This is a genomic window from Chitinophaga dinghuensis, from assembly GCF_003259435.1.
Lineage (GTDB): Bacteria > Bacteroidota > Bacteroidia > Chitinophagales > Chitinophagaceae > Chitinophaga > Chitinophaga dinghuensis.
In genome coordinates this window covers 197,748-223,645 of record NZ_QLMA01000002.1, presented here as the reverse complement: position 1 = coordinate 223,645, position 25,898 = coordinate 197,748, and the positions used below count along the sequence as shown (strand labels likewise).

The following is a 25,898-nucleotide window of genomic DNA, read 5'->3' as shown; positions in this document are numbered from 1 at the left end:
ATTGGATTTTAGTGATTTCATCCACATACGTGGATATCCTGGGACGTGAAAATCTTTTTGCTATCCACTGTATTAGGAAAATGTTAAAAGATGCGGTTAACTATCCACAATCCACATAAAAATTTTCTAAGGGAAACTTTTAGCGTAAAAACAAATTTAGTTTTACCTGTGGACAAGGGTACCTTTTCCCACCTTATTTTACGTTTTACAGGGGTTTTTACACATCAATTGTGGAAAAAAACTGACCCCGAATGAAAAAACACCAAAAAAGAGGTGAAGCGTGTTTTGCACTATTTTATTCACAAATACCTGTGAATTGCTTTATTCACTTTTTCACAAATGTGAATAAAGCTAACCGATCCCTAATGGGGCAAGACTGCGAAAATACCACGCCAATTCTGCGTTTTAAAACACTAATCTGCTGAAAAAAAATGAGTTGGAAAAATGGGCATATTGTGGAAAACCTGTTAATGATAGTCGGTACATAAAAGTGTTAGATACCCCTCAAACGTAGTACAGTAAAGGATTTGAAGGCAAAAAATACTCTTTTGCAGTTACAGTTATTTTATTCTATTTTTGCTTTCCTTAAAAATGTAGACTATATAATATATGTCAGTAATTCAGAAAATCAGGGACAAGTACGCCGTTGTCATCGTTGTTGTGATTTGCGTGGCTATTGTCAGTTTCCTGCTGCAGGATGCCTTTTTTGGCAGAAACTCCCTTACCCGTCGTTCCAATGTTGTGGGTAAAGTAAATGGTGAATCGCTCGAATATGCGGATTACCAACGTCGTATTACGGATTTTGAAAACAACTACCGTCAGAGAATGGGTGGTAATGTTAATCTGAGTGAAGAAGATCGTCAGAGTATCCGTGAAAAAGTATGGAATGATTTTCTGTCTGAAGAAATATTAAAAGCTCAATACGACAAACTGGGTATCGCTGTAACTGAAGCGGAAGTGGTTGACCAATTCACTGGTAAAAACCCTAACCCAATTGTAGTACAACAGTTCGGCCGTAACGGTCAGCTGAATACTACCGAAATGCTGAACATCATCCGTCAAGGTGGTTCTAATCCTCAAATCCGTGAAGCATTGCACACCATGCAAGCTCAGATTAAAGATTATCAGACACAACAGAAATATGTTACCCTGGTAAGACAAGGTATCTATTATCCAAAATGGTTAGCAAAACAACAACAAGAAGATAACAGCCAAACAGCTACCGTATCTTATGTTAGCGTTCCTTATGCTACTATCGCTGATTCTACCGTTAAAGTAACAGATGCAGAACTGCAACGCTATATTAATGATCATAGCAAACTGTTCCAGGTAGAAGAATCCCGCAAAGTTGAATACGTATCCTTCGACGCTATCCCTTCTGCTGTTGATACCGCTGCTGCTGTACAACAACTGATGGCGCTGAAACTCGAACTGGATACCGTTAGCGCAAAAGATATCGCACTGTTCATTAACCGTAACTCCGATACCAAATATTATGATGGCTTTATCTCTAAAAGCGAAGCCAGAATGCCAATGAGAGATTCTATCGTGGATCTGCCAATTGGTGGTGTTTTCGGACCTTACTATGATAACCACCTGATCTCTTTCGCAAAAATGATCGAGCGTAAATCCATGCCAGACAGCGTTAAAGTTCGTCACATCCTGATCGCTGAAAATCCTCAGGAAGGTGTTTCTGACTCTATCGCTAAAGGTCGCGCAGACAGTATCCTGGCTGCAGTGAAAGGTGGCGCAAGCTTCTCTGATTTGGTAGCTAAATACTCTGATGACCAAGGTAGCAAACAAACCAACGGTGAATATGATCTGACTCCATCCAGCCAGTTCGTTCCTGAATTCAAAGATTTCGCTTTCTCTGGTGCTAAAGGTGAATACAAAGTAGTTAAAACACAGTTTGGCTACCACGTAATGCAGATCATGGACCAGAAAAATATCGGTACTGCTATTAAAGTAGCTTACCTGGCTAAACCAGTTGAAGCTAGTAAAGAAACTAACAATACTGCATATTCCGCTGCAAGCGACTTCGCTTCAAAAACACGTAACTCCGGCGCTTTCCAGAAAAATATTCAGGAAGGTAAACTGGTGAAGAAAATTGCTGACAATGTTCGTCCTATGGACTTCGTTATCCCAGGTCTGGGCCAGTCCCGTGAATTGGTACGTTGGGCTTACGATGCTAAAAAAGGCGATGTAAGCACTGTATTCACTCTGGATGATAAATATGTAGTAGCTATGCTCACTTCCGTTCGTGAAGAAGGTACTGCTCCTCTGGAAGATGTAAGACAACTCGTTGAATCTGAAGTGAGAAAACAGAAGAAAGCTGACCAGATTATCGCTAAACTGGGTACTCCTTCTTCCCTGGATGCTGCTGCAAAAGCAAGTTCTCAACCAGTGCTGAAAGCTGAAGGCGTTTCTTTCGCTACTCCTTTCATCCCTGCTCTTGGCTTCGAACCACGCGTTGCAGGCGCTTCTTTCAACAAAAACTGGGGTACCAAAGCAGTTTCTGCTCCAATTGAAGGTAACGCCGGTGTATATGTAGTAAAAGTTGATGAGTATCAACCTGCTGCACAACCTGCTCAGGATATTCCTCAAATGCAGGCTGCCTACGAACAAAGCGTGATCTCTATGCTGAACTCTCAGATGACTCAGATCCTGAAGAAACTCAGCAATGTGAAAGATACTCGCGGTAAACTCTTCTAATTAGTACATTTTTACTGACATAAGGCAAACGCCTCCGCTACCCTGCGGAGGCGTTTTTGTGTTTATATGGTGACAATTATCGTCCTCCGTTATTCGTAAATTTGTAGTCTAAATGTGGATAAAATGGACGAAATCATCAATAAAGTAGCACAGAGTGGACTGGAAACAATAGACCTGGAGCAGTTTTATCCCCAGGGTGAAATTGTTGTTTTTGACCTGAAACCATTCCTTTTCATGGAAATGATCCTGAAAGAAAAGGATTTCAGAACCGCTTTACAGTCGCACGACTGGGAGCAGTACCGCCAAAAGAACGTGGGTATCATTTGTAGTGTGGATACTGTTATTCCTTTGTGGGCATATATGCTGGTAATGAGTTACCTGCAACCTGTAGCAGCATATGTAGCAGCAGGAGATGCTGAATTTATTTATAAAACGGTATATCTCCGTAATATCGGACAATTGGACACTTCCGCCTATGTGGATAAACGCATCGTTATTAAAGGCTGCGGCGATAAACGCGTCAGCGAAGTAGCTTATGCAGAAATTACCCGTCTGCTCCGACCAGTAGTGAAGAGTTTAATGTATGGAGAGCCTTGCTCCACTGTTCCTATTTATAAAAACAAGGGTTAAAACCAACCCCGTTTTCTGAACAGCCAGATCATAAACACAAGTAATATACCCATCGCTCCCAAGGTGATGTAATACCCGTTCTCCGATTTTAGTTCGGGCATATTCTGAAAGTTCATTCCGTAAATACCGGCGATCAGCGTAAGCGGCGCCATAAGGGTAGTTACTACGGCCAGTACTTTCATGATTTCATTCAACTTCAGATTGAGCTGGGTATGATACATCTCCTGTAAGTTCAGAACGGTATCCCGGTAGGTTTCGGCGAGCTCCGTACATTGAATGATGTGATCAAACACATCTTTGAAGTATTTAGTGTCCCTGTCTTCCAGGAGATCGCTTTCACTTTTCAGGAATCCATTTACAAGATCACGAACAGGTGAAATCGCGCGTTTGAATATTAATAATTCCCTCTTCAGGAAATTGATACGGGCGAGTGTTTTGGTAGTGGGCTGATGTTGGACCAGGTCTTCCATCAGCTCAATCCGCTCTCCCAGCTTATCCAACACTACGAAGTAGTTATCCACAATGATGTCAATAAGCGCATAACAGAGATAATCTGTTGACCCACTTCTGATACGGGAAGAAGCTATGCGCAGTTTTTCGCGTATCGGATCAAACACATCTCTGGTAGGATCATCCTGGAAAGAGATCACGAAATTTTTCCCCAGCAGAATACTTACCTGTTCCTGTTCTACAGTGGAAGTTTCACTGTTAAAGTACATCATCGGTAACAGGCAAAACATATGTTCTCCTATTTCATCCATTTTTGCACGTTGTCCTACGCTGAGAATATCTTCTTCCAGCAGCGGATGAATCATAAAGCAGGTGGCGATAGCGTGAATATCTTCTTTTCGAATGCCATCTACATTGATCCAGGTAATATTGGATGATTCAAGATATGGAAATACGTCTTGTACATTGGTAATTGCCCTTTCTTCCAGTGTAGAAGGGCTATAATTAAATGTGGTAATCTTTGTACAGTCTGCCGGTTGGCGCATGGCAGTTCCAATAGCAGGATTAAAGTTCATTAATCGTTGCTTCTTTACTTTGAAAGGGTTCAAAACATCCAGCACTTGTGGAATTGGCAGTATTTTCTTGTTAGCCATATTCTGAGATTACATTTTTTAGGAGTGACATCCAAATTCCGCAACTAAATTAAAGATTTTGTTTTGTTGAAAAGTTGAACGAGAAAAACAACCAAGAAAGAGGGAAGCATAGAAAATAAATTTCTCCCCTTAATCCTATGGGGTATATAGGATAATAATGTGCAAAAAAAGCCCTGCAATTGAGTGTAGCAGGGCTTGGAAATTAGAATTTAGGGAGATTAATGTCTGGATGCTGACCGGTTGCCGGATGTTCGAAGATATCTCCTGCTTGTGCATTGGCCGGTTTAAAGCCACTGTTCCACAGATAAAACCATCCGTTTTCACTACCGCCACCGAAATCCAGCCTGTCTTTCGCTCTTGCTGTAGCGTCGTTGGTGAATTTGGCTTTTGTTAATTCGATCCATTCTCCGGTATTTGTTTTTATCCAGTGGTTACCGAAGTATCCTTTACGACCAAGATGCCCATTGCTGAATGAGAAGTTTTCCAGGAAGGAGTACAGATGTCCCATGTACTTACCATCTTTAGGAGCACGGAAACTGGCAATCATTTTCCATTCATGATGTTCGGGAACATAGAAATAGGCGGTGTAAGTAGTAGTATTGCCTTCCGGAACGCTATGCATCAGGAAACGATATGTTTCTCCTGGCTTCCAGTTATAAACCCAGTGACTATGTCCGCCGGTTCCTTCACCGCCGAAGCCGCTGGCCTCCACACTATCGCCTTTTGCAAGTAATACGACCTGATCTTCATACTTAACCTTGTCGCGGGATTGTGGCTCCCCTCCTGCATCCCATACAGAGAAAATGATTCTTCTTTCAGTAGGAGAATTTACCTGCATTCCGAAATAACCACGGTGAAATCCGCACGACATAAAATAGGTACCCAGTTTGTCTTCACCTGCTGGTACTTTAATTTCGCCATAGAAGTATTCAGGATTTTTTCCTTCAGGTACAGGATAGTTCAAATGTACGGAAGCTGCTCTGCGCCAAGGTTTCGGGTTGAACTGAATATCTTTTACTGCGGAACCTTCGAGGTTCACGGACTGTATGTCTCCGTAAACATCTCCTTTCTTTTCCACACCTTTCAAACTCACACAATAGAATCCAGCAGATTTAATTTTCGTTTCTAATACTGGAATTTTCGTATATGCATTCGCGTTAATGCTGATTGTTTTTTCTACGCCATTTATTGTAACGGCTACTTTACTAGGTGCATCGGATTTGGCCGTCAGTGCTACTTTCAGCGTGCCGGGAGTAGCTACATGGAAATAGAAATTAACGGTATTGGCTTTATCTGTCCATTTGATAACGCCGTTACGTTGACTAATCTGAACGTTTTCTTCTTCCGGATCGGCGTAGGCGGTGAATCCAGGTAAGTCCGCCTGAGGAGTTTGTGCAAAAATGCGGGTAGTGGCAGTTGTGAGCAACAATGCCAGCAGTAACCATTTCTTTTTCATTGTTCTTTTTGATTGATTGTGAACAAATAAAGCAGCTAGAAATGCTAAATGCAATTTCATTCATCAAAAATTACAATGGAATGAGAATGGCATCATCAGGCTTTTTGTTTCTTCTTATATTTTATCTGCACCGTTGCAACGCCGGTACTCACCATTCCCAGTTTTTTCGCCGCTTTTTTAGACACATCAATCATACGGCCTTTAGTAAAAGGTCCTCTGTCGTTGATTCTCACCTTAACGGAACGGCCGTTGGAGATGTTCAGGACTCTCACCTTGGTGCCGAAAGGCAGATTGGGATGGGCCGCGGTCAGACTATTCTGGCGGAAAGTTTCGCCACTGGCGGTTTTCTTGCCATCAAAAGAATCTGCATAGTAGGATGCTTTTCCTGTTTGGGTAATTTGTCTGCTACAAGCAGAACAAAGCAGTAGTAATGAGGCAATTACTGTAATGGAGGTGTGTTTTTTCAATATGGACATGCTATTACACGAAGGTTTAGGTTAGGATAAAAGTAGCTTAAAAAAAATAATGTTTCTGATAATAATGAGGCGCTGAACAAAGGTGATTTTCCTGCGTTTTGCAAGAGAACAGCAAAAATTATCATTATGGCAAAAATAGTAGCTGATCAGTTAGTGGATATGTTGGCAGCGGCAGGTGTGAAGAGAATTTATGCAGTAACAGGCGATAGTCTGAATCATATCAATGATGCTGTCAGGCGTGATGGTCGTATTCAGTGGGTACATGTGCGGCATGAGGAGGCGGGCGCATATGCCGCTGGCGCAGACGCGCAGCTGTTGGGTATTGGTTGTTGCGCTGGCAGCAGTGGTCCTGGCCATGTTCATTTGGTAAATGGACTATATGATGCGCATCGTTCAGGCGCTCCCGTGATAGCGTTGGCTTCCACCTGTGAGACAACAGAATTTGGCAGTAATTATTTTCAGGAAACTAATACCATTAAGCTGTTTGACGATTGCAGCTGTTATAATCAGGTAGCAGCAACTGCTGCGCAGGCGCCACGTATGTTACAGGCAGCACTACAACATGCTGTGAGCAGAAAAGGTGTTGCTGTATTGGGAATTCCGGGAGACGTGGCGTCGTCGGATGCTATGGAGATAATCACCGCTACGAAAGTATACCAGCCTCATCCAATCGTGCGGCCTTCCGACAAAGAACTGCATGCACTCGCTGCTATGTTGCAAGGTGCTGAAAGAATTGCCATTTATTGTGGCCTTGGCGCCTCTCCGGCCCATGATGAGGTAGTTGAGTTGTCGAATAGATTAAAAGCGCCTGTAGCCTATTCTTTTCGCGCAAAAATGGGTATACAATACGATAATCCCAATGAAGTAGGGATGACAGGACTTTTAGGTATTGCATCGGCATACAAAAGCATGCACGAAGCAGACCTGGTATTATTACTGGGCACCGATTTCCCGTATACTCCCTTTATCCCGGATAATAAGAAGCTAGTGCAGATCGATATTCAACCGGAGCGTTTAGGACGCAGGGCTAACCTGGAAATGGGACTTTGCGGCGATATCCGGGATACGTTGGTAGCACTGTTACCGCTGGTGGAGGAAAAAACAGACAGGGATTATCTGGATGCGATGCTGGCCTTTCATCAGGAAGTGGATAAGAAACTTCAGACTTACGTAGAGGATCAAGGGAAAGAAGAGGCCATCTCTCCGGAATATATTGCCAGTATTATCAATAAAGTGGCCGCAGATGACGCCATATTTACGGTGGATACCGGTATGACGAACGTCTGGGCCGCAAGGTATCTGCATGGAACTGGTAAAAGGATTTTATTAGGTTCCTTTAATCATGGGTCCATGGCCAATGCATTGCCACAATCTATCGGCGCTGCACTCGCGTATCCGGGAAGGGAAGTATTTGCGCTCTGTGGCGATGGCGGATTAACCATGACACTCGGGGATCTCATGACAATACGCCAATACAATCTTCCAGTAAAAGTATTGGTGTTTAATAACAGATCGTTGGGAATGGTGAAGCTGGAAATGGAAGTAGCGGGATTACCCGACTGGCAAACAGATATGGATAATCCGGATTTTGCAGCAGTGGCTGCAGCAATGGGATTCATGACCTTCACTTTGAAAGAACCCAACGACGCCTTCTCTGTACTGACCGCTGCCGTCAATACCAATGGGCCTGTGCTCGTTAATATATTCACCAATCCCAGCTCTTTGGCCATGCCGCCGAAAATTGAATTTACTCAAATGAAAGGCTTCGCAATGTGGATGGGGAAACTGATTTTAGGGGGCAGATATGAAGATGTATTTGAAGCAGTGAAATCCAATTATAAGCACCTGAAAGATGTACTTTAAAAAACGTGTATTCGTTTACGTAGTATAACGTAAATGAATACACGCAAATGTTTTTTTAGAAAGGATATCCGATAGCAATATTCAGAATCAGATTTTTCTTTCTCCAATCAGGATCTCCGAAGTTAATTTGATTAATCACCCAACGTTGGTTCTCCGGCAGATAAGGCACACGCAGCGGGAAGGCCAGGTCGAAACGAACCACCACAATGGAGGCGTCTACTCGCAAACCTACCCCTGCTCCTACAGCAATATCTTTCAGGAAAGAATTCATTTTAAACTCGCCACCCGGCTTACTCGTATCAGGCCTTGCCAACCAAACATTTCCTGCATCAATGAAAGCGGCGAAATTGAAAACGCTCGCCAGATGAATACGTAATTCCGAGTTAAATTCCAGTTTGATATCTCCGGCTTCATTTGCCAGTAATGACGTGGTGTCAACCGCATAATTATGGTAAGAACCAGGTCCCAGCGTGCGGGCTCTGAAAGCGCGTATGCTACTACTACCTCCAGTGAAATACTGTTTTACAAAAGGCATGGAATTACTAATGCCTGTTACACTGTTGCCATAAGGGAAACCGAAGCCCATATATAAGCGGTTTACCCATTGTTTGCCCTTTCCAAGCTGCCAGTAGTGGCGGCCTTCCAGCGTTATTCTTTCGTATTGTGCGAATGGGTTACCGAATATATTTTTGGTGGTGTCTCCCTTTTTCGGAACAACTAATCCTGCAAGATTTCCTGACACATCCAGGTTCCCACTGAGGTAAAAACTATGGATCTTGTTTGCATTCAGGTTATTGTAAGTAATCGTATAGTTACCGCCCAGGATGAACTGCTTGGAAATAGCTGCACGCTGACTAGGATCATTCGCGAGGATACTGTCGTATGCAGCAGTTGTTTTGGTAGGCAATACATATGTTACCGCAATTGGCGCGAAAGCGTGATTTAAATTCTTTGTACGCTGCCAGAGGTATTGTAACTGCACCGTATAGGCGTTCAGGTTATACATGTCGGACCTGCTGTACAGATCGTAGTTCAGACTCACACGGGTACGTGGTACATAGGGCGTACGCGGGTTAAGACCGAAAGGCGTCCAGAAGCGGGGAATAGTAACAGCGACTTCCGCCCCCAGAGAATAAGAGTTGGAACCGCCGGCATTATTACCGGTTTGCCATTCCATACCGCCGGTAAGCCCGATCTCCAGGAGATCTGCGGCATGCAGCCAGTTACGGTTTTTAGCAGTAATTTTTATCTGGGAACCAACGAAGCCATTTGATTTGGAAGTGCCCCTTAATTCTGTTTGCAAAGATCTGCGCTGATAAGGCGTCAGATAAAAGCGAGCATCCAGCCAGCCGCTATCAGCGGCGAAATAGCTGCCATACGTATTGGAGAATCCGGACCTGGAAGTATCTCTCCGGTTAGATCGGGTCGTGTCTCCCCCAGGTAAATTTATATTATTATTATTCCTGTTTCTGAGGCTGCTGTCATTGGGCGACCTTGGTACGCCATTATTGCCTGGCAGGTTAGGATTTCCGACAGCGAAGTTATGTATCGAAGTATCCCGCACAGGACTGAACTGTCCTTTTATAAACTTGAAAGTACCTAGGTTAATCAGGCGTTGTAGCGTGATATTGTGGGAACTCAGTCGGTACAAACTATCCGGCCGGAGAAACACCGATTTATTAAAGACCAGCGGACGGAATCGCTTTGCTGAATCGATGATGTAAATACCTTTGTATTTGAGCGGCGTGCCAGCGGTAGAAGTAGAATCATTATCCAGGGAGTAGTCGGGGTAAAGGATAACATCATGCAGCCTATATGGACGTAATGCTGCAACGGGCGTATTCTCCTTCACTTTCACGTACATATCTACTTTGCCATTATGGTTGGTATCTGCCTGAACGAGCATGTAGTCCGGCGTAAAGTAATAGTAGCCACGTTCTTTTAAAACGGCGTGTATGCGTTCGCGTTCAGCTTTGATAGAATCCAGCGAATATGGCTTTCCTGGTATCAGCGAACTTTCTTTAATAGTGGCGGCGATCGCTTTGCCAATGGCGGAACTGTCCGTCAGAAATTTTACAGTATTAATGGTATAACGGTGATGAGGGCTCGCTGTATATTTTATTTTGGCCTTTTTACTGCCATGATTGATTACCTGAGAAGTTACATCTGCCTGGAAATAGCCATTATCAACAAGGTATTGTTCCAAGACGTTTGCGGTATAGTCTGGCTTCGCCTGACTCAGTAATACGGGCGGTTCTCCCCACTTCTTACGAAGTAGATGATTCAGTCCTTTTTTGCCAGGTTTAGGTTCATGACCTAAATTGTATAACCACAATTTAAGCGGCATTCCCAGGAAGCGTTTATTTTTTGCAGGTCGTATTCTTTTGGTCATACCATCTGAAAGCGTGGAATAATCTTTTGGTTTCCGTTTTTTCTTCCAGGATACTTCGCTGCCGGTATACAATCGATCTCCTTCCGGCACAGAGCGGGTTGTGCTACAGGAGCTGATGACAAGGTATACCATGCAACAGCACAAAGAGGTAATGATATGACTATTGATCCGATGCATTCTTGTTATTACTCTTCTTTTGAGAATTTGTACGTAGTTTCTTCTGATCTGCTTTTGTTTTGGAGCGCTGCAATATTTCTCTGAATTCATCATAATCCATTACCAGCATAAATGCTACGCCTGTTTCTACCAATTGACCTTCAATGACCGATTGGTTATCATTCCGCTGGTATACTCTTACTCGGTAACGGCCATCTTTGGTGAGTTTGTAGTTGACAGAAATGTCGCCAATGAGAGAGCTCGCATTTTGTGCACTGCCAGCCAGCATAATATTTGATCCAACGGTAACGGTTAAACGATCATTAAACAGGTTCTTGGATGCGCCGATATTGAGGTTGGTTTGTTCCTGTGCAGACCCGGTAGAATAATCTTCTTTACTCTGTAAGTCGAAGTTTAGATCTACTCCTTTAATCAGATTGCCGGCAAGGTTATTCAACTGTTGCGAAACGATTTTGCTCACACTGTTGCGGGCCGCCTGACCTACGCCGCCCCCACTGTTATCCAGTGTACTGGTAGGATCGTCGGGAATGAAGGTTTTCAATACCAGCAGCCCCATTACTTGTTTATTTAGTTCAGATGGTACCTGATTGATTTGCTTGATGCGATTATACAATGCGCCGTTGAAGTCATTTCTTTCCTGCTCTGGCATATCCAATTGGAAGGTAATATCTGGTTTTTTCAGATTGCCCTTAATGGTCATGTATACCTCAAAAGGGATGCGTTGTTTATAGCGCGTCCTATCTTCGGCACTCATACTTCCCAACTGGTCCTGTACCAGATCTATTGCCGGAGCGCTCACCGCATATTTGGCGGTGATGTTCAAATCTGCGTCCATAGCATCTCCACTGAAAGAGATATAACTACCTTTCTGGATATCAAAGGAACGTTTGATAAACTGGTTGAGCGACATCTCATACTTTCCTTCTTCAATTTCATACCGGCCGGTCAAACTCATTTTATTACTTGGGTCCAATGTAGCGTTGAGATTGGCGGTACCTTTTGCCTGCACATAATCGCCATTCTGACTGTCTATAACAATCTTTATCGTTGATTCCGGTGTTATCTCAGCTACACCAGAGAAATTCACCCCCTTCAAGCGGGGATTTGCATATTTAATACTGTCTTCCTTTGCTAGGAGCGCAGAGTCAATCGGATTGCTCATATTAACAAATTCCACCACTCCTTCCCTGTCCGCAAGGCCGGGTTCATCTTGCGGAAGGATAACAGTAATTTTGGATTTATCTCTCAGCTTCACATTGGCGTCAATACGCGGGAGATCTAAAGAGCCTCGGATCTTAATCTTACTATCCACATATGCCGGGCCGTACAGCCATTGATCGTTATTGTGCTGTGGACCCAATACCATGAAATTATCCGCACTTACATCCAAATTGAAAGTGAAACGGGAATAATCACGGGAATTGATGCGGCCATTCATGACCATTTCGTTATTCAGACTATCCGCAATAACAGCGTTATTGAAGACAATCCCTCTGTCGTCAATAACGATATTTTCATCTGGCAGATGCAGGTTATTTCCCAGGAAGGTTACAATGCCGCCTGCCTGAGAGAAATGCATTTCCCCTTTCACTTTAGGCGCTGATGTTGTTCCTGACACATCAAACACACCGGAGGCCGTTCCATACATATGGTGCATGCTACCGAAAGTAAACGGTTCCACTGTTTTCATGCTCAGCTTTTCAATCGCAACATGTGCTTGCAAAGTGGTGTCGTAGGTTCCCGTTACGGTTACGCTGTTGTCGGCGCCAGACAGTGTAGCATCCAGTTTATATTGATCCGTCACCGGATTGCTGACTTGTGCCGTTAATGTGCCTACAGGGGCATTCTTGACAGTGAGGCTATCTATGCGCAGCTTTGCGTCAATAACTGGGGATGTATTCCAGTTGCGCACATTGGCATCTGCATTCAATAAACCATTTGCCAGCAGCGTATCTGAAGACAACATCGCCGTTATTGTGGAGAGTTGGAAGTTCTCTATTTTCAATTGCACAGCAGGTGTAGACGCGGTATCCTGTTGTGTAACCAGGTGTATAGACTGATTTCCCTGCGACAATCTGATATTAGCAGAGTCTGGGAAATGATTTTTCAGCCGTAACATGTTATCCTTGTCTACCGTCCATTGTTGGTAATTCAGCAATAGCCCAGGTTTAATAGCGATTTTCATGATGCTGTCCGGCAGGAAATCCAGATAACCGCCCAGTTGATATTTGGGCTTATAGCGTGTATCCTGCAACACCAGATCGAAGTTTACTAAACCGGTATCTGCTTGCGCTGTCAGCATTGTATGCTGCAACGGGAATGTTGGATGAGCGAGATGTGCCAACGAAACCTTTGCCTGAAGCGCGGTATCAAGAATAGAGGCTGTTATAGCCAGACTATCAATTTGTAAAGAGTCGTAGTTGATCTTAGGGGCATGCGCCTGGAATGTCAGCAAGCTGCTATCGCTGTTCAGGCGGCCGCTAAATACCATTGGTTGATCCATACGCAGTGCTGGCATCAGATCGTGCAAACTTTTGGGCCATACAAGAGAGCCGTACCATGCCAGCGACTGATCAGCCGGAGGTATCATTAGTTTGGCTGTATCCATTGGCTGGAGCGGCTTTGCTAATATCATGGAGAAGGCAGCACCAATTTTGGTATAATCGAACTGTCCCCATGTATTGATCACACCCATGGGCGTTTTAAGATCGATATATTGCTGATCTGTATGTGTGGCAATCAAGGCTACAGTATCCAATGGAATGATGTTGTCATTCAGCTGGATTTTCCATTGGGTGAGGAACGCGTTTCCTTCTATTTTCTGAGGGTCAATGCTGGAAAACTCAGCATGAAGATTCCCCATTAATGTGAGTGGTTGCGAGTACCAGTTGGTAGTATACAGATCCGCTTTCGCGATTTCCATATCCGTATGGAAGTTGTGGATGCCGGTGTCGGACAGGGCGCCTTCCACTTGGAAAGTGGTGGTGATACTGGTATCGGCACTTTCACCGTGTGCGCGAAATACCCCTTTATTGATATCGCCGGATACTGTGATGTCGTGATACGTATAGCCGTTATAGTGAGCGTCGTTTAACTGGGCCGTTGCTCTGGCAACCATTCCTTTAAGCGTGTAGCCGTTTCCGGTAGCATTCAGGCTGCCGTTTATCCAGCCATAGGTAGTATCTAACAGGAGTTTCCCCGGTTGGACGTGCAGGTATGGAATGTTGATATTGTAAGAGCTGCGCAGACTATCAGTAATGTTGATAAGACGAGCTTTAATATCTGCGCTGGCATAATCGCTTCTCAACTGAAGGTTTGTATTCATGTCCTTCATGCCGCCGGAGAAGGAACCTGTTATCAGGAAGTTCTCAGGAATGCGCGGAGTATCTGGCAGCGTACCAGCGGGCAGCCAGGCACGGAGGGGTTTATTGCCGGATTGGATATATAGTCCGGTAAGGTTGGCATTCAGCTTATCAGGATCGGCTGCATGGCTGACTTGTCCGTTACTCATTTTAATGAGGTTGCCGGCATGATCATTTACATACAAGTCCTTAATATTCAGTAATCCCAGGTTTCCTTTTAATATAGCCGATAACGTTAGCTCTTTGTTCCAGAGAGGATCAAAAGATTTGTTTTTGCGGGCATCCGGTACAAAGGCCAGCCATTCGCCCAGCGCAACGCTGACAGAGTCGAGGTTGGCATCCAGTCCGATCTTGTCCAGGTCTTTACTGACGTCAGCCCATGAGGGCACGGTAACGGTTACATTTTTACGGAGTATGCTTTTATTGGTTTGTACCAGGAAGTTATTGAGCGAGAGGCTTTGTGGCGTAAATACCACATCCATATTCGCCTTTTTGATGGTAAATCCGGACCAGTCGCGGACTGTCATGGACTTTAATGCCGCAGCGATGGTATCCGGTTGGTATTTCACGTTCGCAATATGCGTATTGATATTGCTGAGGAATAAGTGATTATAGTCTGGATTGGGGCCCGCGGCCTTTGGTGGAGGGGCGCCATTGTCGTAGCGAACTGCGAGTCTCTCTAAATTCACTTGTGTAGCCACTACTTTCCAGGTATTGGGCGTGGTATCCGGGGCTGGCGGCGTATTATCCTTTCCTGGCATGAGCGCTACGATTCCGCCGGTATACTGCACTTTAAGATCTCCTACCTGGATACGGGTGGAGTCCTGATCCAGGCTGGAATTCAATAAGGTTAGTTTGCCTACGGTCCAGGCGGTGGAAATGCCGATGGCATCGCTGCTATAGAGGAAGCTACTATTGTTGATGGTGAGTTTCTTCAGCAGCAGATGCAGGGAGGTGGCATTGGTATCCTTTGGTTCCGGTGGCGGCGCGGCGGCGGCCACTTTAGACGGAATATAATACTGACGGAAGTAGCCTCTGAGGCCATCTACGGCAATACCTCTGAAAGAGTATACCCCATCGTCGACGAGGAGATCATCAGGATCGAGGCGAATTTCTTTCCAGGTGAGAACGGCGTCCATGCCGCCGGGATGGTCCTCATATCTGACGCTGAACTGTTTCAGCGTAATATCTTTGAGTAAGTACTGCAGGGTTGTTCCGGAGGAATTGGAAAGGGTATCCGGTTTGGCGCTAGGTTTAACGAAAGCGTCAATGGCGAACTGATAGTTAAAAGTAGAGTCATTGAGGCGGTATGCGTTTACAAGCACAGAATCCCATTCCAGTTTATCTATTTTCAATTCGTTGCTCAGCAGGGAAAGCAGGTTGTAATGTACTTTCAGGGTGCCGGAATAGAACAAGGCGTGATTGGTGGTGTCGGCAACAAACACGTTTTTGAGTTCGAGGTATTGCCATCCTCTGGCGCGGAGATAGCCTATTTTAACCCGGGTATTCAGTTTCTTTTGCAGATAGGATTCGCCTTGTTGGCGGATATAGTTTTGTACACCGTCTATCTGAAGCAATAGCAGCAACATAACGGGCAACAGCAGCACCGCTACAATAATCCATAAAAGCCATTTCCACCAGGGGCGGCCGCGATTTTCTCCGGTTTCTTCTGGTTCTGTCACGTGAATTTTTCGGGTATATAATAATTACAGAATTAAAACGCGCCAGGGCGTTTATAGTTTACTCTTAATACGGGATTGTATCCGAACGCTATTGGGCGATGCAAAATTCGTACCCGGGGCACAAGGTTATGATGTTGTGCAAGGATACGTTAAATACGGTAACGGGCATACTTTTTTTGCGGAGAGGGGGCAAAAAGTCAGACAGATGGCTTGTTTCGCTGATTAAATTGACGGATATACCAAATTAATTTGTCTCTTTTTTCTTTGTCGGAGCGGAACTGATCCAGGAGTTGTTCGTCTTGTGGAAGAATGTATTTACGGAGGTTATAGGCGGATAATTCAAAGATTTCGCCGGTCATGATGTTAATAACTTTTATTATCTGCACCGGAGAGCGGAGGGCTGCCACGGTCATATCGGCGGAATTGTAATAATTGCGGGAAGATTGCACACCTTGTTGACGATAGATGCAATAATACCCTGTTTCGAGGATTTTATTCAACCCATTGTCCCGGACATAGATGTTGATGCCATCGCAGTAACCCCAGTAATCTTTTACTCTATGTTCTCCACTTCCATCCCGGAGGACCAGCTCGTTTTTATTGGCCAGGAGATACATCTGCGCGGCATTACTACGGTCCTTAATAGTAAGGTCTCCTTCCTCCGAAGGATTATTGGTCTGGAAGTCCCTAAAAGTCCTGTACAGCCCTCTTTTGTAAGTTTGGGCATAGATGATCAGTTCGTTCGGGTTGACATCGTTGCCTTTCTCCTGGGCGTATGCGCCAAGAGAAAGGAATACGATACACAATAAACACAGCTTCTTCATCATGATCTAAAATAATCCAGTGGAAGGGTAACTGGGTTAGAAAATAGCTGAATAGCCGGTTTTTTTCTGCTGAAAGAGGAATTATATCTGTAGGGGATTTGGGGAGATGGAAAGTAAAAGGCCGGGTAAAGACCCGGCCCGACTGAAGGTTACAACAAAATCTAAACCTGCTTATGAGAAAAGTTTAATATGATAAAGACAGGTTACAGGGCCATTGCCTGTAACGAATGGTCTTTGCTTTCCAGTTGGGAAGTGCCCATAAGGAATTCATCCACTTTTCTCGCACACTCGCGTCCTTCGCTTATGGCCCAAACCACCAGTGATTGACCACGGCGCATATCGCCGGCAGTGAACACTTTAGGAATGGATGTGAGGTATGTCTTTTCAGAAGCTTTTACATTGCCTCTTTCGTCTCTTTCTACTTCCAGTTGATCCAGCATTCCGCTGTGCTGTGGATGCACGAAGCCCATTGCCAGCAGTGCCAGTTCACAAGGAATATCTCTTTCAGAACCAGGAACTTCGATGAATTTAGCCGGGCGGCCATCCGGACTGAGAGACCATTCCAGGTCTACAATTCGGAGTGCTTTCAGATGGCCGTTATCATCGCCGATGAAAGCTTTGGTAGCAATAGCCCATTGGCGGTTAGCGCCCTCTTCATGTGAAGAGGAGGTTTTGAGCACCATAGGGTAAGTAGGCCATGGCATGTAATCAGTGCGCTCTCCCGGAGGTTTTGGTAACAGTTCCAGTTGGGTGATGCTCACTGCGCCATGACGATTACTGGTGCCCACACAGTCGGACCCCGTGTCTCCCCCACCTATTACTACTACATTTTTACCATTCGCAAGAATATCCGCACCTTCTACTTCCCTGTTGGCCACGCGTTTGTTCTGTTGCTTCAGGAAGTCCATCGCGAAATGTACTCCATTTAACTCCCTGCCAGGGATGGTTAAATCGCGTGGAATGGTAGATCCTCCTGCCAGTACTATTGCGTTGAATTCCCTCAGCAGATCGTTAGCACTAACGTCAACGCCTATATTAGTATTGCATTGGAAGATGACACCTTCCTCTTCCATCAGTTTTACGCGACGCTCTATGACCCATTTTTCCAATTTGAAATCCGGAATGCCATAACGGAGCAAACCGCCGGGAGCATCGTCTCTTTCAAATACGGTTACCTGGTGACCAGCATAGTTCAACTGTGCTGCAGCGGCCATTCCGGCAGGACCGGAACCAACAACTGCTACCTTTTTACCGGTACGCACCCTCGGTGTTTTGGCATGCACCAAACCCTTATCGAAGGCTACTTCAATAATATGTTTTTCGATTTCTTCAATAGCAACCGGAGGCTGATTGATACCCAGTACGCAAGCGCTTTCGCAAGGCGCCGGGCAAATACGGCCGGTAAATTCCGGGAAGTTATTGGTAGAAGTGAGAATTTCATATGCATCCTGCCAGTCCTGACGATATACGGCATCGTTGAATTCAGGAATGACATTTCCCAGCGGACATCCGCTGTGACAGAAGGGCACGCCGCAGTTCATACAGCGGGCAGCCTGCTGATTCAATTTATTTTCAGGGTAGCGTTCTACAAACTCGTTATAATGCTTCACCCTTTCCCGTGGATCTGATTTCCCCGGCATTTCGCGTGTAAATTCCAGGAATCCTGTAGGTTTACCCATGTTGATAATGCATGTTAATTGTTACTGATACTATCTGCCTACTTTCTGACCGATTGATTTACCTGCTTTCAATGCTGCCTTGTATTCTTTAGGGAATACTTTCACAAAGTGACGTAGCTGATTCTCCCAGTCTTTCAGGATAAATTTCGCCACGGAACTGTTCGTATAGGCGTGATGTTTAGTAATCAAGTCATGCAGCGCGTTTACATCTTCCTGGTCCAGTGGATCCAGGTCGATCATATCGCGGTTGCAATGGTTGGCAAAATTTCCTTTCACATCGTAGACAAAAGCAATACCACCGCTCATACCAGCGCCGAAGTTGCGGCCTGTTTCGCCCAGTATCACCGCGCGTCCGCCGGTCATATATTCACATCCGTGATCGCCTACTCCTTCTACTACCACAGTAGCGCCGGAGTTACGTACGCAGAAGCGTTCCCCTGCTTTACCGCGGATATAAGCATCTCCGGAAGTTGCGCCATAGAAGCAGACGTTACCGGCGATGATATTGTCTTCCGCTTTGAAGACTGCTTCTGCAGGTGGATAGAGGATTAATTTTGCTCCAGACAAGCCTTTACCGAAGTAGTCGTTTGCTTCGCCTTCGAGTTCCAGTGTCAGACCTTTGGTCGTGAATGCGCCAAAGCTCTGACCTGCGGAACCAACGAATTTGAAGTGAAGGGTATCTTCAGGAAGACCTTCGCTCTTGTAGCGTTTCGTGATTTCGTTTGATAAAATGGTACCGATAGTACGGTCAGTATTTTTAACGTTGAACTGGTGGAAGACGCGGGTTTTCTTTTCCAGCGCAGGCGGTGCCACTTTCAGTAGCTGCCAGTCCAGCACTTCCCGGAGTCCATGATCCTGCTCTTCCTGTTTGTAAAGACCTGTTTCAGCGGCAGCTGGTTCTTTGTACAGGATGGGAGACAGATCCAGTTTAGTTGTTTTCCAATTGGTTATATCTTCACGCAGTTGCAAAGTATCTACTTGTCCAACCATCTCGTTGACGGTACGGAAACCGAGATCTGCCATGATTTCACGCAGTTCTTCTACCAGATAGTTGAAGAGGTTTACTACGTGCTGTGGATCTCCGGTAAAGCGTTTACGCAGTTCGGTATCCTGAGTGGCCACACCTACAGGGCAAGTATTTACATGGCATTTACGCATCATGATACAGCCTTCTACCACCAGTGCAGCAGTTGCTACACCCCACTCTTCTGCACCCAGCAGCGTTGCAATTGCAATATCGCGGCCGGTTTTCAGCTGACCATCTGTTTGTAATACCACACGTCCGCGGAGTTTATTACGAACGAGTGTTTGGTGGGATTCAGCAAGACCTAATTCCCAAGGCAGACCTGCATGCTTGATAGAACTGATAGGAGAAGCGCCGGTACCGCCATCGAAGCCGGAAACCAACACGACATCTGCTTTTGCTTTAGCCACACCTGCGGCGATAGTACCTACGCCCGCTTTGGAAACCAGTTTCACACTGATACGTGCAGCGCGGTTAGCATTTTTAAGGTCGAAGATCAGCTGAGCCAGATCCTCGATAGAATAGATATCGTGATGAGGTGGCGGAGAGATCAGCCCTACACCTGGTGTAGAGTGTCTTACTTTCGCAATCCAGTCATCTACTTTATGTCCTGGCAACTGGCCGCCTTCTCCAGGCTTGGCGCCTTGTGCCATTTTGATTTGCAGTTCATCCGCGTTGGTCAGATACTGGCTGGTAACGCCGAAACGTGCACTGGCTACCTGTTTGATAGCAGAACGCATGGAGTCGCCGTTTGGCAGCTGCTCATAACGGATCTCATCTTCCCCACCCTCTCCTGTATTGCTTTTTGCACCGATGCGGTTCATGGCAATCGCCAATGTGGAGTGTGCCTCATGAGAGATAGAGCCAAAGCTCATGGCGCCTGTAGCAAAACGCTTCAGGATAGCTGTAGCCGGTTCTACTTCATCAATTGAAATAGACGGACGGGTACGCCTAAACGAAAACATACTACGGAGTGTACACGCTTTTTCGCTTTGGTCGTTAACGGCTTTGGAATATTTTTTAAATGTGCTGTAATCGCCCATACGGGTAGCCAATTGCAGCAGGTGAATCGTGTTTGGATTGAAGAGGTGGAATTCGCCTTTACGTTTCCACTGATAAACGCCACCTTCTGTCAAACGCTGTACAGGCGTTTCTTTACGACCATAGCCCATCCAGTGTTTGGCAAGCGTTTCTCGTGCGATATCATCCACTGTCAGACCTTGAATACGGGAAACCGCGCCAGTGAAATATTTATCTACCACAGACTGACTGATACCCAGAATTTCGAAGATCTGTGCACCTTGGTAAGACTGCAAGGTAGAGATACCCATTTTGGAGAATACCTTCAAAAGGCCATCACATACCGCTTTGATGTAGTTCTTTTTCAGTTTATCCACATCCTGTTCGGTATCCAGCTTTCCGCCGATTTTCATATCGCGGATAGTGCTGAGTGCCAGGTATGGGTTGATGGCGGTAGCGCCAAAGCCCAGCAGGCATGCGAAGTGATGTACTTCCCATACATCGCCGGCTTCAACGATGAGTCCAACCTGGCCACGATAACCTTTACGGATCAGGTGGTGGTGAACTGCAGAAGCAGCGAGTACAGATGGAATAGCCGCGTGTTCAGAATCGATAGCGCGGTCAGAGAGAATGATTACTTCAAACCCATCTTCTACTGCATCCACGGCATAGCGGCACAATCTGGCCAGCCCTTTCTCCAGGGAACCAGGTTTACCATCTGCCTTGAAGTAGGTTTGCAGTGTTTTGGCCTGAAATAAACCGGTATCGATGCTACGGATTTTTTCCAGCTCATGGTTGTTGAGAATCGGATGGCGTAATGCCACACCGTGGCAATGCAGCGGGTTCTCATCCAACAGGTTGCCATTATTCCCTACATAGGTTGCCAGCGACATCACCAGTCTCTCTCTGATAGGATCGATCGGCGGATTTGTTACCTGTGCAAACAGCTGTTTGAAATAGTTGCAAAGATGCTGTGGCTGATTGCTAAGCACCGCCAGTGGCGCATCGGTACCCATAGACCCTACAGGCTCTTTCCCATCAATGGCCATAGGCGCAATAATAGTATTGAGATCTTCTGTAGTATATCCAAAAGCACGTTGGTATTTGAATATCTGCTCATGTTCCAGGTGCGTGAAGGTGACACGTGGTTCAGGCAGTTCTTCCAGACGGATTTTATATTTATTCAGCCATTCGCCATAAGGTTGCTGAGAGCAAATTTGCTGCTTCAGTTCCTCATCGCCGATGATGCGACCCTGGTCCATGTCCACGATGAACATTTTACCCGGTTGCAGGCGGCCCTTTTCTTTGATATTTTTAGGATCAATCGGTAATACGCCAGCTTCAGAAGCCATGATTACGCGATCGTCTTTAGTTACCACAAAACGGCTAGGACGCAGACCATTACGATCCAGGGTAGCGCCGATTATTTTACCATCTGTGAAAGAGATAGAAGCCGGACCATCCCAAGGTTCCATCAGAGAAGCATGATACTCGTAAAATGCTTTCTTGACAGGGTCCATATCTTCATTACCATCCCATGCTTCCGGAACCAGCATCATCATAACATGCGGGAGGCTACGACCTGTAAGGGTCAGCAGTTCGATTACGTTATCGAGGCTGGCGGAGTCGGACTGCCCTTCTTCTACGATAGGCAGCAGCATTTCCATTTCTTCCTGGGAGAAAAATTTAGAGACAAAATCTCTTTCTCCTGCACGCAGCCAGTTGAGGTTACCTTTCAGGGTATTGATCTCGCCATTGTGAGCGATGTACCTGTACGGGTGCGCCAGTCGCCAGCTGGGGAAGGTATTAGTAGCGAAACGGGAGTGGATGAGGGCGAAGGCAGATACCATCTTCTCATCAGAAAGGTCAGTATAATAGTGACGTACCTGGTAGGTGGTCAGCTGGCCTTTATATACAATTGTTTTATACGAAAGAGAAGCAATGTAGAAGGATGCCTTATCCTTTGGAATGGTATTACGAACGGTTTTGGAAACATAGTTACGCAATACAAAGAGTTTGCGTTCAAATGTTTCCGCATCGCTGATATGATAAGGACAGGCAATAAATACTTGTTCGATTTCAGGTTCTACAGAAAGCGCACTTTCACCGATACCATCCGGACGTACAGGTACTTTACGGTAGCCAAGAATTTCCAGGCCCAGCTTCTCGGCGCTGCGTTGCAAGATTTCGCGGCATTCTTCGCGCCAACGAGGTTCTTTAGGGAAGAAGACCATTCCCACACCGTATTTTCCAAATTCGGGCAGACGAATACCTTGTTTCAGACATTCATCATACAGAAATTCATGCGGCATCTGAAACAGGATACCGGCACCATCTCCAGTGTTTTGCTCACATCCGCAAGCACCACGATGTTCCATGTTTTCTAACATGGTCAACGCATCACTAATAATCTGGTGGGATTTACGCCCCTTGATATGAGCGGTAAAACCTGTTCCGCAGGCATCATGTTCAAATTCAGGACGGTATAAACCTTGCGTTTGTCTCACTTCATCCATTTAGTTTAGATTTTATTCTTAGGCACACTTTTCCCAGTGACTTGCGCCGTTGGGTGATGGTGTACGATATTTTTCGGGAACGGTTTAAAGATACTAATAGAATGCCGATTTTTTTATACAAATTTTTGTTATAGGCATAAAATTTAGAAAAATTGAAAAATGATCGCCATTTGATTTGATTTTTTTGAAAAAAGGAAGGAGTGGTGACTCCAGGCCGGGACAAAAAGAAAATTGTCTACAAGACAAGTTTATAAAAGATTGCCTGTGCCCGTTTTGACAAGAAAAATATATTTGTAATGACAGCCATATATTAAATAATACCTATTTCTGCTCTTATGCCAACTCCGTCCACTTTTAAGCATTTTGCTATGGGTGCTGCTATGGCGGCATTTACTATTCCTGCACTCGCCCAGGAAACAAAAAAAGAAACGAAAAAAGATACCACCGCAATTATCTGGCGACAAATTAAACTGAACGATGACCCGCGGGAAATACATACCAGCTCGTCTTATTCAATAGCCGGTGTGGAAGTCGTACAACACCTATGGGACAGTACCCACCTCGGTTACATCCAGGTAGGTATGGCAAACCGCAGAGCCGCCGCAGTACCCGATAAAACAATTAGCAACTATTTACAAGACTTCACACAGAAAGCCTTTGGACAAAGTTTTAAAGAAGGAGGCATCAAAATGCTCTGGGTCATTGAAGCAATACGAATTGGAGAGAAAACAGGCGCCTGGAGCGAGAAAGCATATTTCCGATTTAAAGGCACTTCCTATGGTACCAAAGATGGCGTGAACTATGTACAGCTTGGCGTAACCGATATTGTAAATGCTTCTGGCGGAATGGACGTTACGCATAAGCATAAATCAAATATCGTGAATGCGCTGCAAGACTTAATGAATCGTAGCTCCGGCGCCCTCGACGCTGCATTTACCAACCCAACGTCTATGCATACACGAGAAGAGATTATAAAGGGCTACCAGGAAAAGAGAAATATACCAGCCCTGACAGAAACGATGAATGAAGGCCTATACGCTACATTCGCCGACTTCGTCGCAAACAAACCCACGATGCTGGAGTTTGATACCAAAGCAGAAAAACGCAAGATCACTGTTGTGGATAATAATGGGAATCCTGTAAAATGCTGGGGAATCGTGAAAAAAGGAGAAGTATATAAAGTGCTGGAAAACAGATTGGTGCCTTTGGAGAAATACCAGAACGGCTATATCATTTCTACTTTCGTACAGGATGCTCAAAGAAGAAATGCAGGTATTTTCTGGTCTGCAATGGCGGCTCCCGGAGCAGCGTTTATCGTAGAAGGGACCACCAGATTACTCACTGCAGACGCTTATCCTAATCTGAATCCTAGTCCGGAAGCAACCGCTATTGATATGGAAACCGGTGCATTTATTTTCTAAACGCACCGGTAATAATATATGTACCTATTCGAAATCAAACCGGGTTTTCATACCAGGACTGATTCTCAATGGATTGCTGGCCAGGCTTTCATTCTGGAGCCTGTCCAGCGCAGTTACCACATAAGTATATTTTCTTCCCTTCACATAGGAAACATCCAGAAACATTGGATCTGAAGTCTGCTGAACGATGGCAATGATTTTCGTAGGGTCGGTCAGGTTAATCACCTGATTCTCTTCAAACCGATACAATACATACTGGGTAGTATGTTGCAGTGTATCTGTATCAGACCAGCGAATTTCCAGTCCGGTTGTGCGTTCTATCGCATCGTCGAAATTAGGCGCTTCCGGAGCGGTATTCGGCAACCAGGACATCGTTGGTCTTAACGCAGGATATTTATACAGATGATTACGCAACGTGTCCTCTATTCCCAGTGGATTACCCATAAATGATTTAGCACTGTAGAAGAAACTCCCCTGTATAGTATTGAGGGTACGGGCTTCTTCTATCTGACGCGGAATCTCATTCGGATTCTTCCAGATGGAGTTACTGTTGATTTTATATACCCCATGACCAATATACACATCACGACCATAACCATGCTGACTCCACCAGTTTAACAGGATTTCATAAGCTACCAGTCGGTGGCCTCTTTCCCAATACAGTTGCGGCGTTACGTAGTCAATCCAACCATTTTTAAGCCATTTAACGATATCTGCATACAGATCGTCGTAGTTGGTCATACCGCCACGCGTATAAGACCCTTCCGGATCACGGTCGCGATTACGCCAAACGCCGAAAGGACTGATACCAAACTTTACATATGGCTTTTCTGCTTTGATGGCTTTACTCAGCATATTGATGATGGCATCCACATTAGATCTGCGCCAGTCGTCTTTATTCATACTCCTGCCATACATCTGGTAAGAGTTGTTATCTGGGAACTCCTTTCCTGGCACGCGATATGGATAGAAATAGTCGTCAAAATGGATGGCGTCTACATCATATCTTTTTACTACATCTTTAATGATAGAAGTAACATACTCCCGCACTTCAGGGATTCCGGGATCAAAATATTTTTTACCGTCGTAAGTGAGGAACCACTGCGGCTTCTGACGAGTGATGTGAGTGGATGCTACACTACTGCGATTAACGTTGAAGACTGCACGATATGGGTTAAACCAGGCATGGAATTCCATTCCTCGTTTATGTGTTTCTTCAATCATGAAAGCGAGCGGATCATAGTAAGGATAAGGCGCCTGGCCCTGTGTACCGGTAAGATATTCAGACCATGGCTCGTATGGCGACAGATAGAACGCATCGGCAGCAGGTCTTACCTGCACCACCATCGCGTTCATGCCATTACGCTGTGCCTCATTGAGGATGGAAATGAATTCCTGTTTTTGTTGATCTGAACTCAATCCCCTTCTGGATGGCCAGTCAATATTCTCCACCGTTGCTACCCAAACGGCTCTCATTTCCCTTTTGGGCGGTAACTGTGCCCAAGCCTGGTGCATAAAAACGAACCAGCAAATTACGCCAGCGATAAATTGCTTCAACATC

Annotated in this window: 13 protein-coding genes; 4 read left to right on the top strand and 9 right to left on the bottom strand. The window is 45.2% G+C overall.

Annotation, left to right across the window (positions count from 1 at the left end):
• Nucleotides 1-609: 609 nt before the first annotated feature.
• Nucleotides 610-2,712 carry a peptidylprolyl isomerase gene (locus CLV59_RS06125; RefSeq protein WP_111591137.1) on the top strand — a complete coding sequence of 701 codons (2,103 nt, stop codon included), beginning with the start codon at nucleotides 610-612 and terminating at the stop codon, nucleotides 2,710-2,712.
• 123 nt (nucleotides 2,713-2,835) lie between these two features.
• Nucleotides 2,836-3,342 (top strand): DUF2480 family protein, encoded by a 507-nt coding sequence (locus CLV59_RS06120; RefSeq protein WP_111591136.1) that lies wholly within the window; start codon nucleotides 2,836-2,838, stop codon nucleotides 3,340-3,342.
• Here CLV59_RS06120 and corA read toward each other — a convergent pair.
• The 3 genes from corA to CLV59_RS06105 form a co-directional block, all read right to left on the bottom strand.
• A complete protein-coding gene (corA, locus tag CLV59_RS06115; RefSeq protein WP_111591135.1) occupies nucleotides 3,339-4,445 on the bottom strand; it encodes a magnesium/cobalt transporter CorA in 1,107 nt (368 codons plus the stop codon). The genes CLV59_RS06120 and corA overlap by 4 nt on opposite strands.
• A 202-nt stretch (nucleotides 4,446-4,647) precedes the next feature.
• The gene (locus CLV59_RS06110) at nucleotides 4,648-5,901 is read right to left on the bottom strand and encodes a DUF3472 domain-containing protein (protein WP_170137658.1); all 1,254 of its coding nucleotides are present in this window, start codon (nucleotides 5,899-5,901) and stop codon (nucleotides 4,648-4,650) included.
• Nucleotides 5,902-5,996: 95 nt separating this feature from the next.
• Nucleotides 5,997-6,377, bottom strand: a complete 381-nt coding sequence (locus tag CLV59_RS06105) for a septal ring lytic transglycosylase RlpA family protein (protein ID WP_111591133.1) — start codon at nucleotides 6,375-6,377, stop codon at nucleotides 5,997-5,999.
• A gap of 126 nt (nucleotides 6,378-6,503) precedes the next feature.
• On the opposite strand from CLV59_RS06105, the gene CLV59_RS06100 reads away from it, so the two are divergent.
• Nucleotides 6,504-8,240: a thiamine pyrophosphate-dependent enzyme gene (locus tag CLV59_RS06100; RefSeq protein ID WP_111591132.1), complete on the top strand. Its 1,737-nt coding sequence runs from the start codon at nucleotides 6,504-6,506 to the stop codon at nucleotides 8,238-8,240.
• 55 nt (nucleotides 8,241-8,295) lie between these two features.
• On the opposite strand, the gene tamL is transcribed toward CLV59_RS06100, so the two are convergent.
• The 5 genes from tamL to gltB form a co-directional block, all read right to left on the bottom strand.
• Nucleotides 8,296-10,809, bottom strand: a complete 2,514-nt coding sequence (gene tamL, locus CLV59_RS06095; RefSeq protein ID WP_170137657.1) for a translocation and assembly module lipoprotein TamL — start codon at nucleotides 10,807-10,809, stop codon at nucleotides 8,296-8,298.
• Nucleotides 10,793-15,853 (bottom strand): translocation/assembly module TamB domain-containing protein, encoded by a 5,061-nt coding sequence (locus CLV59_RS06090; RefSeq protein WP_111591130.1) that lies wholly within the window; start codon nucleotides 15,851-15,853, stop codon nucleotides 10,793-10,795. The genes tamL and CLV59_RS06090 overlap by 17 nt, the downstream gene beginning before the upstream one ends.
• Before the next feature lie 197 nt (nucleotides 15,854-16,050).
• Nucleotides 16,051-16,680 carry a hypothetical protein gene (locus CLV59_RS06085; protein WP_111591129.1) on the bottom strand — a complete coding sequence of 210 codons (630 nt, stop codon included), beginning with the start codon at nucleotides 16,678-16,680 and terminating at the stop codon, nucleotides 16,051-16,053.
• 200 nt (nucleotides 16,681-16,880) lie between these two features.
• Nucleotides 16,881-18,356: a glutamate synthase subunit beta gene (locus CLV59_RS06080; RefSeq protein ID WP_111591128.1), complete on the bottom strand. Its 1,476-nt coding sequence runs from the start codon at nucleotides 18,354-18,356 to the stop codon at nucleotides 16,881-16,883.
• Nucleotides 18,357-18,386: 30 nt separating this feature from the next.
• On the bottom strand, nucleotides 18,387-22,916 hold the full coding sequence (gene gltB / locus CLV59_RS06075; RefSeq protein ID WP_111591127.1) for a glutamate synthase large subunit: 4,530 nt from the start codon (nucleotides 22,914-22,916) through the stop codon (nucleotides 18,387-18,389).
• A 335-nt stretch (nucleotides 22,917-23,251) separates the two neighbouring features.
• On the opposite strand from gltB, the gene CLV59_RS06070 reads away from it, so the two are divergent.
• Nucleotides 23,252-24,337, top strand: a complete 1,086-nt coding sequence (locus CLV59_RS06070) for a hypothetical protein (RefSeq protein WP_111591126.1) — start codon at nucleotides 23,252-23,254, stop codon at nucleotides 24,335-24,337.
• A gap of 24 nt (nucleotides 24,338-24,361) precedes the next feature.
• On the opposite strand, the gene CLV59_RS06065 is transcribed toward CLV59_RS06070, so the two are convergent.
• The gene (locus CLV59_RS06065; RefSeq protein WP_111591125.1) at nucleotides 24,362-25,897 is read right to left on the bottom strand and encodes a glycoside hydrolase family 10 protein; all 1,536 of its coding nucleotides are present in this window, start codon (nucleotides 25,895-25,897) and stop codon (nucleotides 24,362-24,364) included.
• Nucleotide 25,898: the final 1 nt, after the last annotated feature.

What these genes read in the sequence shown, in the direction of transcription:
- CLV59_RS06125 (WP_111591137.1), top strand. Translation starts at nt 610, where the DNA reads ATGTCAGTAATTCAGAAAATCAGGGACAAGTACGCCGTTGTCATCGTT.
- CLV59_RS06120 (WP_111591136.1), top strand. Translation starts at nt 2,836, where the DNA reads ATGGACGAAATCATCAATAAAGTAGCACAGAGTGGACTGGAAACAATA.
- corA (WP_111591135.1), bottom strand. Translation starts at nt 4,445, where the DNA reads ATGGCTAACAAGAAAATACTGCCAATTCCACAAGTGCTGGATGTTTTG.
- CLV59_RS06110 (WP_170137658.1), bottom strand. Translation starts at nt 5,901, where the DNA reads ATGAAAAAGAAATGGTTACTGCTGGCATTGTTGCTCACAACTGCCACT.
- CLV59_RS06105 (WP_111591133.1), bottom strand. Translation starts at nt 6,377, where the DNA reads ATGTCCATATTGAAAAAACACACCTCCATTACAGTAATTGCCTCATTA.
- CLV59_RS06100 (WP_111591132.1), top strand. Translation starts at nt 6,504, where the DNA reads ATGGCAAAAATAGTAGCTGATCAGTTAGTGGATATGTTGGCAGCGGCA.
- tamL (WP_170137657.1), bottom strand. Translation starts at nt 10,809, where the DNA reads ATGCATCGGATCAATAGTCATATCATTACCTCTTTGTGCTGTTGCATG.
- CLV59_RS06085 (WP_111591129.1), bottom strand. Translation starts at nt 16,680, where the DNA reads ATGATGAAGAAGCTGTGTTTATTGTGTATCGTATTCCTTTCTCTTGGC.
- CLV59_RS06080 (WP_111591128.1), bottom strand. Translation starts at nt 18,356, where the DNA reads ATGGGTAAACCTACAGGATTCCTGGAATTTACACGCGAAATGCCGGGG.
- gltB (WP_111591127.1), bottom strand. Translation starts at nt 22,916, where the DNA reads ATGGATGAAGTGAGACAAACGCAAGGTTTATACCGTCCTGAATTTGAA.
- CLV59_RS06070 (WP_111591126.1), top strand. Translation starts at nt 23,252, where the DNA reads ATGCCAACTCCGTCCACTTTTAAGCATTTTGCTATGGGTGCTGCTATG.
- CLV59_RS06065 (WP_111591125.1), bottom strand. Translation starts at nt 25,897, where the DNA reads ATGTTGAAGCAATTTATCGCTGGCGTAATTTGCTGGTTCGTTTTTATG.